A 9222-nucleotide genomic window follows, 5' to 3' on the forward strand; every position below is an offset into this window, starting at 1 on the left:
GAAACCCGCATCGTGCTGTCCGAGCCGGCCAACGCGCAGCTCGTCGGCAGCGGCAAGGTCCAGCAGCGCGGCGTCGATGGTGCTCCCGCCGCCAGCCATCCAGCCTTCGAGCCGCACCCGATCCAGGGCTGGACGCCGGATTTCATCCCCAACGTGCTGCAGGAGGCGATCGACACCAGCCTCTATGACGAGGTGATGCCGATCGCCGGGCCCGAGGGCATCAAATGGGCGAGGGAATTGGCGCGCAAAGAGGGCATCTTCACCGGCATTTCCGGCGGCGCGACCTTCGCCGTGGCACGGCAGGTCGCGGAGGAGGCGCCGGCCGGTGCGGTGATCCTGTGCATGCTGCCCGACACCGGCGAACGCTACATGTCGACACCGCTGTTCGACGGCATCGAGGCCGAGATGGATGCCGACGAGACCGCCCTGTCGCGCTCGACGCCCGGCTGCCAGTTCCCGGCGGCTTGACGGGAGATCTGGTATGGACGCCGTGCAAGAAAACCTCGGCCTTTTGGCCGAGGAAACGCTCGATCCCCTGGACTGGGCCGATGTGCAGGCCCTGTCGCACCGGGTCATCGACGATGCGGTCGATTACCTCCGCGATGTGCGCGACCGCCCGGTCTGGCGGGAGATGCCGGCCGATGTGAGAGGGGCCTTCTCGGCGCCGCTGCCGCGCTCGCCGGCGCCGCTGGATGCGGTCTATTCTGAGGTGTCCCGCACGGTGATGTCCTATCCAATGGGCAACATCCATCCGCGCTTCTGGTCCTGGTATATGGGGTCGAGCAATTTCACCGGTGCGCTCGGCGATTTCCTGGCGGCAATCCAGGGCTCGAACCTCGGCGGTGGCAACCACGCCGCCGGGCTGATGGACAGCCAGGTGGTGAACTGGTGCAAGGAGATGCTGGGCTTTCCCGCTTCTGCCGGCGGCACGCTGGTCAGCGGCGGCTCGATGGCCAACATCATCGGGCTGACCGTGGCGCGCAACGTCAAGGCCGGCATCGACGTGCGCGAGCATGGTGTCGCCGCCATCGAAAAGCCGCTGCGCTTCTACGGCTCGGAGCAGATCCACTCGTGCCACCGCAAGGCGATGGAGGCACTTGGCCTCGGCAACCGGGCACTGCGCCGCATCCCGACCGATGCCGGGCTGCGCATCGATATCGCCGCCTTGCGGGCAGCGATCACAGAGGACCGCGCGGCAGGGTTCAAGCCGGCCTGCGTCATCGGTACGGCGGGCACCGTCAACACCGGGGCGATCGACGATTTGCAGGCGCTTGCGAAGCTGTCACATGAGGAAGGCCTCTGGTTCCATGTCGACGGCTGCATCGGCGCGCTGATCGCCATTGCGCCTGAGAATGCCCATCGCGTCGCCGGCATCGAACGGGCGGATTCGGTCGCGCTCGATCCCCACAAATGGCTGCACGCGCCGTTCGAAGTCGGCTGCGCCCTGGTCAGGGATGCCGCCGCGCATCGCGGGACCTTCGCGGTGACGCCGGAATATCTGGAATCGACGCCGCGCGGCCTCGCTTCCGGCGAATGGCTGCACGACTACGGCCTGCAGACGTCGCGCGGTTTTCGCGCGCTGAAGGTGTGGATGGCGCTGAAGGAGCACGGTGTCGAGAAATTCGGCCGCCTGATCGACCAGAACATTGCCCAGGCCGTCTATCTTGCCGGCTTGATCGAGGCCGCGCCGCGGCTGCAGCTGGCGGCATCGCCGACCGTCAACATCGTCTGCTTCCGCTATCAGCCCGGTCTGACAGGCGAGGCTCTGAAGGTGCTCAACACGGAGATCATGCTGCGGCTGCAGGAACAGGGCATTGCGGCCCTTTCGGACACCACGGTGCATGGCGAGCACTGGTTGCGCGTGGCGATCACCAATCATCGCACACGGCGCGAGGATCTCGACCTGCTGGTGCGTGAAACGGTGCGGCTGGGGCATGAGATCGCGACGCAGGGTTCCGCACCTTCCTAGTAGCGGGCAGGCATGCGATTCTGCCGCGGTGATTCGGGAGATCCAGGCCGTGACGCTGTTTCGTATGGTTGCACTGGCGGCGCTGGTCTTCACCGCCTCGGCGCAGGCCGCCGACATGGCCTTCTTCGTCAAGAACCTGCGCAAGGAAGCAGTCGCGGTCGAGCTGTTCAGCCGCGACCGCGAGACGGTCTGGCCGGGCAACGACAAGGTGTTCCTGATCGCCCCAGGGTCGCAGAAATCTGTGCCGTTCTCCTGCAATCAGGGCGAACATATCTGCTATGGCGCCTGGGCCGACGGCAATGACAGCCTCTCGGCCGGCGTCGGGCCGGACAATGACCAGCCTTGCGACACCTGCTGCTTCATCTGCGTCGAACACTCGACAGAGACGATCGATCTGGTGCCGTAGAGCGCGGAAGTTTTCGTTGGACCCAAATTAAGTCAGGGATCGGCTCGTCCGGTCCACTTCCGCGATTCAGCGCTGCGTGCGATGGTCGCCACGCGGCCGGGTGGGCCGCTTATTCAGGGGGTCACTCATGTTTCATATCTATGCGCGCCGCGTGCTGGCCGCGCTGTCTCTCCTCATGCTGCTCGTGCCGGCGGCGCGTGCCGACGATGTCACCTTTGCCATCAAGAACGGCCACCCCAACGCCATGCGCGTCGAACTCTACAGCCAGGATCGCGACTATGTCTGGCCGGGCGATGACAAGGACTTCTACCTCGACGACGGCGAGACCAAGCAGCTGCCGATATCCTGCAACGCCGGGGAATCGATCTGTTACGGCGCCTGGGTCGATGGTGACGAGGGCACCTATTGGGGCGTCGGCCCCGGCAACAAGGAAAAATGCGAGGATTGCTGCTATACCTGCAGCGGCGGCGAGACCGAGGAGATCGAACTGGTCCCCTGACCGGTTTGCCAGCTTGACGGTCTTCGGGCTGGAGCCATAGCCTGTGCAAATACCCAGCGCGCGCCGCCTCGAACTGTTCAGACGCGACGTGCTTCAGGCAAAAGGAGCTCAGCTATGGCCGGCATGGTCGAAAGCGACAAGATCGACGTCGGGTTTTCCGGCAAGCGCTGCATCCATTCGCGCAACTGCGTGCTCGGCGATCCGCACGTCTTCGTGCCCAACGCGCCGGGTCAATGGATCCATCCCGAGGCGGCCAGCGTCGAGAAGATCGTCGCCATCGCCGAAAGCTGCCCGTCGGGCGCCATCACCTATGTCAGGAAGGATGGCGGGCCGCAGGAGCAAGCACCGGTGGTCAACACGGTGCGGCTGCGGGAAAACGGCCCGCTGGCGGTACACGCCGAGATCGTTCTCGACGGCGAGACTTCTTATCGTGCCACGCTCTGCCGCTGCGGCGCTTCGGAAAACAAGCCGTTCTGCGACGGCAGCCACAACAAATCCGGTTTTGCCGCCACCGGCGAGCCGCAGCTGAAGGACACGCCGGCGCTCGAAGCGAGAAATGGTCCGCTGAAAGTGACGCCGACCACCAATGGCCCGCTCAAGCTTGAGGGCAATCTCGAGATCGTCACCGGAACCGGCCATACGGTCGACCGTACACAACGCGCCTTCCTCTGCCGCTGCGGCCATTCCGCCAACAAGCCGTTCTGCGATGGCACGCACAAGAAAGTGGGGTTTGTCGGGTAGGTTGGCGCTTCGGCCAACGCTGCCAATCTCCGCCTTGGCCCAGCGCTCGCAGCTTTATCGACCCGCCCGCATCGGCTAAAGGCAGGGGCAGACAGACTCCCCAGCCGGACCGCCGCCAAAAATGACAGCCAAGACCAAGCCAAAACCGTTGTTCCTCGGAATCGACACCGGCGGCACCTATACCGATGCCGTGTTGTGGTCTGAAACAGAAGGCCCGCAAGAAGGGCCGAACAAGGGCAAGGTGCTGGCCAAGGCCAAGGCGCTGACCACCAGGCATGATCTTGCCGTCGGCATTTCCGGCGCCGTCGACGCGGTGCTGCAGAAAGCCGGAACCGATCCGGCTGATATCAAGCTGGTGTCGATGTCGACGACGCTTGCCACCAACGCGCTCGTCGAGGGCCAGGGCGGCCGCGTCGCGCTGGTGATGATCGGCTTTTCCGAGGGCGACCTCGCCCGCGACGGGCTGAAGGCCGCGCTCGGCACCGATCCGGTGGTTTTTTGTCCGGGCGGTCACGACGTGCATGGCAATGCCGCCAAGCTCGATCTGTCCGGACTGGAAGCGGCGCTGCCGGAACTCGGCGCCTCGGTGTCCGGCTTTGCCGTCTGCGCCTACTTCGCCACCCGCAATCCGGCGCATGAGATCGCCGCCCGCGAGTTGATCCGCGACAAGTCCGGCCTGCCGGTCACATCGAGCCACGAGCTGTCGGCCAAGCTCGGCGGCCCGCGCCGGGCGCTGACCACTTTGCTCAACGCCAGGCTGATCTCGATGATCGACCGGCTGGTGGCAGCAACCGAAGGCTTCCTCGAGGCGCGCAACATCGCAGCACCGCTGATGGTGGTGCGCGGCGATGGCGCGCTGGTTTCAGCCGCTTTTGCCCGCCAGCGACCGATCGAGACCATCCTGTCCGGCCCGGCCGCCAGCCTGGTCGGCGCCCGCCACATGACCGGGCTCGACAATGCTGTGGTGTCCGACATCGGCGGCACCACCACCGACGTCGCCGTGCTCGACGGCGGCCGTCCCAGGCTAGATCCGGAAGGCGCCACCGTCGGCGGCTTCCGCACCATGGTCGAGGCCGTCGCCATGCGCACCTTCGGCCTCGGCGGCGATTCCGAAGTGGCGCTGGAGGATGGCGCGCTCAACCCCAGGATCCTGCTCGGGCCGCGCCGCCTGGTGCCGCTGGCGCTGGCCGGCATGGCGCATGGCGTAGCGCTGATTTCAGAGCTGGAGCGTCAGCTGCGGGCACCCAATCCCGGCCGTATGGACGGCCGCTTCGCGGTGCGCACCGGCGTGCCGGACCGGCTCGCCGCCGGCCTGACCGGCGCCGAAGCCAGGCTCTACGAGCTGATTGGTGCCGTGCCGCTCGCCGCCGACAGGCTTTTGACCTCGAACGCGCAGAACGCGACGCTGACCCGGCTGGTGTCGCGCGGGCTGGTGCATGTCGCCGGCTTCACCCCGTCGGACGCCGCCCACGTGCTGGGCAAGCAGGCGAACTGGGATCCCATCGCCGCGCGCCTCGGCGCCGAACTGTTCGCCCGCAAGCGTGACGGCCGTGGCCAGAACATCGCCGCTTCGCCGGAAGCGATCTCGGAACGGGTGCTGGTGACGCTGACGCGCTGGTCGGCCGAATATATCCTCGAGACCGCCTTTGCCGAGGATGGGCTCGATGGCGCCGCGACAGTGGCGCACGCCCTGGTGCAGCGCGCGGTCGACGCGCATCCCGGCATCGCCCGCCTGAGCGTCGCGCTCGACCGCCCGGTCATCGGCCTCGGCGCCTCGGCGCCGCTGCACTATGCCGGCTTGGCCGAGCTGATCGGCAATGACTGCGTGGTGCCCAGGGATACCGATGTCGCCAACGCGCTCGGCGCCGTCGTCGGCCAGGTCAGGGTTTCGGCCGAGGCGCGGGTCAGCCAGCCCATAGAAGGGCTGTTTCGTCTCGCCTCGGGCGAGACCGTACGCGATTTCCTCGACGAGGCAGCGGCGATCGCGGCGGCCGAGGCCGATGTCCGCGCCATCGTCGCGGAGCGCGCCAGGGATGCCGGCACCGACAGCGCCGAGATCGACGTCGCCACCGAATTCCGGGTCTCGACCGTCGAGGCCCAGCGCATGTTCATCGAGGCGCATGTCGTGGCCGTGGCCTCGGGAAGGCCGCGCATTGCGGTTTGAGCGACGCGGCGAAATACGCCACCTTCACCCTAAGCTGAATTGACCCGGCAAACCTGACATGCCAAAGGCCCGCAAAGCCTTTCATCTGGAGTAGCCTGATGACCGACCGCATCGAGATCGCCGGATTGCGGATTGCCCGCGAGCTGCATGAGTTCGTGGCCAGGGAAGCGCTGCCGGGCACGGGGATCGAAGCGGACGCCTTCTGGAACGGTTTTTCGGCCGTCGTCCATGATCTGGCGCCGAAGAACCGGGAGCTGCTGGCAAAGCGTGACGCCATCCAGGAACAGATAGACGGCTGGTATCGCGATCACGGCGCGCCGGTCGACATGGAGGCCTACAAGGGCTTCCTGAAAGGGATCGGCTACCTCGTTCCCGAAGGCCCGGCCTTCAGCGTGTCGACCGACAACGTCGACCCGGAAATTGCTGATGTTGCCGGACCGCAGCTGGTCGTGCCGGTGATGAATGCGCGCTATGCGCTCAACGCTGCCAATGCGCGCTGGGGTTCGCTCTACGATGCGCTCTACGGCACCGATGCCATCCCCGAAACGGATGGCGCCGAAAAGGGCAAAGCCTTCAATCCGGCACGCGGCGCCAAGGTCGTCGCCTGGACGAAGACCTTTCTCGACGAGGCTGCCCCGCTCACGTCCGGCAAATGGGCCGGCGTCAATGGCCTGTCGCTGGCGCAGGGTGCCTTGCGGCTGAGCGCCGGCGCCGGCTCGACGACGCTGGCCGACCCCAGGCAATTCGTCGGCTATCGCGGCGATGCCGCCAATCCCGATGCCGTGCTGCTTGTGCGCAACGGCCTGCACATCGAGATCGTGATCGACCGCAACAACCAGATCGGCCGCACCGATCCGGCGGGCATCGCCGATGTCATCCTGGAATCGGCGCTGACCACCATCCAGGACTGCGAGGATTCGGTCGCGGCGGTGGATGCGCCAGACAAGGTCGTCGTCTACCGCAACTGGCTCGGCCTGATGAAGGGTGACCTAGCGGAAGAGATCACCAAGGGCGGCAAGAGTTTTGTCCGCAAGCTCAATCCCGACCGCGCCTACACCGCGCCCGCCGGCGGCACGCTGACCGTGCCCGGCCGCTCGCTGATGCTGGTCAGGAATGTCGGCCACCTGATGACCAGCCCGGCGATCCTCGACCGCGACGGCAATGAGGTTCCGGAAGGCATCATGGATGCGGCGATGACGGCGCTGATCGCGTTGCACGATGTCGGGCCGAACGGCCGCCGCGCCAATTCCCGCGCCGGCTCGATGTATGTCGTGAAACCCAAGATGCATGGGCCCGACGAAGTCGCCTTCGCCGTCGAGATATTCGACCGCGTCGAGGCCCTGCTCGGCATGGCGAAAAATACCATCAAGATGGGCATCATGGATGAGGAGCGGCGCACCACCGTCAACCTCAAGGAGGCAATCCGCGCCGCAAAGGAGCGCGTCGTGTTCATCAACACCGGCTTTCTCGACCGCACCGGCGACGAGATCCACACCTCGATGGAAGCCGGCCCGATGATCCGCAAGGGCGACATGAAGCAGGCCGCCTGGATTTCCGCCTACGAGGCGTGGAATGTCGACACCGGGCTGGAATGCGGGCTGGCCGGCCACGCCCAGATCGGCAAGGGCATGTGGGCGATGCCGGATCTGATGGCTGCGATGCTGGTGGAGAAGATCGTCCACCCCAAGGCCGGCGCCAACACCGCCTGGGTGCCGTCGCCGACGGCGGCGACGCTGCATGCCACGCACTATCACAAGGTCGATGTTCACGCCGTGCAGGCGGCGCTGAAGAACCGGCCGAAGGCCAGGCTCGACGACATCCTGTCGGTGCCCGTTGCCGTGCGGCCGAACTGGTCGCCCGAGGATATCCAGAAGGAACTCGACAACAACGCGCAGGGCATTCTTGGCTATGTCGTGCGCTGGATCGACCAGGGCGTCGGCTGCTCGAAAGTGCCTGACATCAACGATGTCGGCCTGATGGAAGACCGCGCCACGCTGCGTATTTCCTCACAGCACATCGCCAACTGGCTGCACCACGGCGTGTGCAGCGAGGACCAGGTGATGGCGACGATGAAGCGCATGGCTGACATCGTCGACCGCCAGAACGAGGGCGACCCGCTCTACGAGCCGATGGCGGCCGACTTTGACAAGTCGATAGCCTTCCTCGCCGCCTGCGACCTGGTATTCAAGGGCCGCGCCCAGCCCAACGGCTACACCGAGCCGGTGTTGCACGCGCGGCGGCTGGAACTGAAGGCGCAGCAGGGCTGAAGAGGCCAGTCCCTGCCGTGAATGGGGCGGCAGGTCTTCGGCCTGACTTCCTCCGGAGGTGAGGCGTCAGGAAGCTGTATGGTCCAGGAGCCGGATGGTGGGATCGCGACGGTGTTCGGAGTTGACCCTATCGACGCCTTCCACCGTAATCGCGATCGTCCCGTTTTCCACTCTTGCTATCCAGCCCTTCGCTTTTAGATACCAGAGATGAAACTCGAGATGCTCTCGCGGACAGTCTGACAGGCGTTCGAGCTCCACATCCCCGATCCCGGGATTGCTGACGTCGTGCCGGCGCTTCGCGTAAAGCAGCGACAGCAGCCTGGCCTGGATCACGACATCCCGCTCGATGCCTTTGCTGTTGCTGGCTTCCTCGGTCAATTCGCGGCGAAGGCCGGCATGGTCCCTATACGCGATGTCGTATTGAGCGCGTTTGACCGGATCCTTGAGCGTGTTGTGGGCTTCCACGATTTCACTGAAGCGGGCTTCATCGCCGGTTTCGCGATTGTCGGGATGATAGCGCATCGCAAAATAGCGAAATATGCGCTCCAGCGTTTCCGAGTTGGCGTTCGGGCTGACTTCCAAAACTTCGTAGTAGTCAACGAACATAGCGGACTCCCCGACCGCAATCATATTCACATTATCTAAATAAGGAATTCCCAATGCGGAGACCAAGACTTTGGTCCGATGCGATGACGTCCACGCCCCCGAAGACGGAGAAACGGCCGGCGCCCGGTCGGTGGGGGCCGTTGGGTGGTGAGGACGTCGACCAAGCGGACAATCAGGTCCGCCGCAGTGCGGAGATGGCCGATTCGTCGGATGACGGTTATGGCGTGATTGCGGAAGGTGGTGTGGCAGAGTCGGCTTGTCGGGCGGCGAGTGATCTACGCCGCCTGCGCCACCCGCTCCGAGCTCATGCGGTAGGAAATCGCTTCGGCCAGATGGATGCGGCCGACGGTTTCGCTGGCGTCGAGATCGGCGAGTGTCCGCGCCACCTTCAGCACCCGGTGATAGGCTCGCGCCGAAAAGGCGAGCTTTTCGCTGGCGTCCTTGAGCAGCGACAGGCCGGCGGCGTCCGGCATGGCGATCTCCTCGATGACCGAGGGCGCGCAATGCGCGTTGGTGGTGGCGCGGGTGGCGCCGAGCCGCTCGAAGCGCTCGCGCTGGATGGTGCGGGCG

General features: G+C 65.5%; 8 protein-coding genes and 1 pseudogene. 7 read left to right on the plus strand and 2 right to left on the minus strand.

What is annotated here, in order from left to right:
• The 7 genes from ENZ75_RS11280 to ENZ75_RS11310 all read left to right on the plus strand — a co-directional run.
• Positions 1-468 (plus strand): pyridoxal-phosphate dependent enzyme (locus tag ENZ75_RS11280; protein ID WP_348630610.1); only part of this gene is annotated, 468 nt, incomplete at its 5' end.
• 13 nt (positions 469-481) lie between these two features.
• On the plus strand, positions 482-1969 hold the full coding sequence (locus ENZ75_RS11285) for an aspartate aminotransferase family protein (RefSeq protein WP_063169664.1): 1488 nt from the start codon (positions 482-484) through the stop codon (positions 1967-1969).
• A 49-nt stretch (positions 1970-2018) separates the two neighbouring features.
• Positions 2019-2375 (plus strand): hypothetical protein, encoded by a 357-nt coding sequence (locus ENZ75_RS11290; protein WP_024502169.1) that lies wholly within the window; start codon positions 2019-2021, stop codon positions 2373-2375.
• Positions 2376-2502: 127 nt separating this feature from the next.
• Positions 2503-2874 carry a hypothetical protein gene (locus ENZ75_RS11295; RefSeq protein ID WP_063169665.1) on the plus strand — a complete coding sequence of 124 codons (372 nt, stop codon included), beginning with the start codon at positions 2503-2505 and terminating at the stop codon, positions 2872-2874.
• A gap of 114 nt (positions 2875-2988) precedes the next feature.
• A complete protein-coding gene (locus ENZ75_RS11300) occupies positions 2989-3615 on the plus strand; it encodes a CDGSH iron-sulfur domain-containing protein (RefSeq protein ID WP_013528606.1) in 627 nt (208 codons plus the stop codon).
• Between the two features lie 121 nt (positions 3616-3736).
• Positions 3737-5779 carry a hydantoinase/oxoprolinase family protein gene (locus ENZ75_RS11305; protein WP_128278102.1) on the plus strand — a complete coding sequence of 681 codons (2043 nt, stop codon included), beginning with the start codon at positions 3737-3739 and terminating at the stop codon, positions 5777-5779.
• Positions 5780-5877: 98 nt separating this feature from the next.
• A complete protein-coding gene (locus ENZ75_RS11310) occupies positions 5878-8046 on the plus strand; it encodes a malate synthase G (protein WP_063169667.1) in 2169 nt (722 codons plus the stop codon).
• Between the two features lie 66 nt (positions 8047-8112).
• On the opposite strand, the gene ENZ75_RS11315 is transcribed toward ENZ75_RS11310, so the two are convergent.
• Positions 8113-8652: a J domain-containing protein gene (locus tag ENZ75_RS11315; protein ID WP_013528603.1), complete on the minus strand. Its 540-nt coding sequence runs from the start codon at positions 8650-8652 to the stop codon at positions 8113-8115.
• Positions 8653-8927: 275 nt separating this feature from the next.
• Positions 8928-9222, minus strand: a pseudogene (locus ENZ75_RS11320) (YifB family Mg chelatase-like AAA ATPase); the annotation flags it as partial.

The organism is Mesorhizobium sp. M7A.F.Ca.CA.002.04.1.1 (assembly GCF_004022805.1).
Taxonomy (GTDB): domain Bacteria; phylum Pseudomonadota; class Alphaproteobacteria; order Rhizobiales; family Rhizobiaceae; genus Mesorhizobium; species Mesorhizobium ciceri.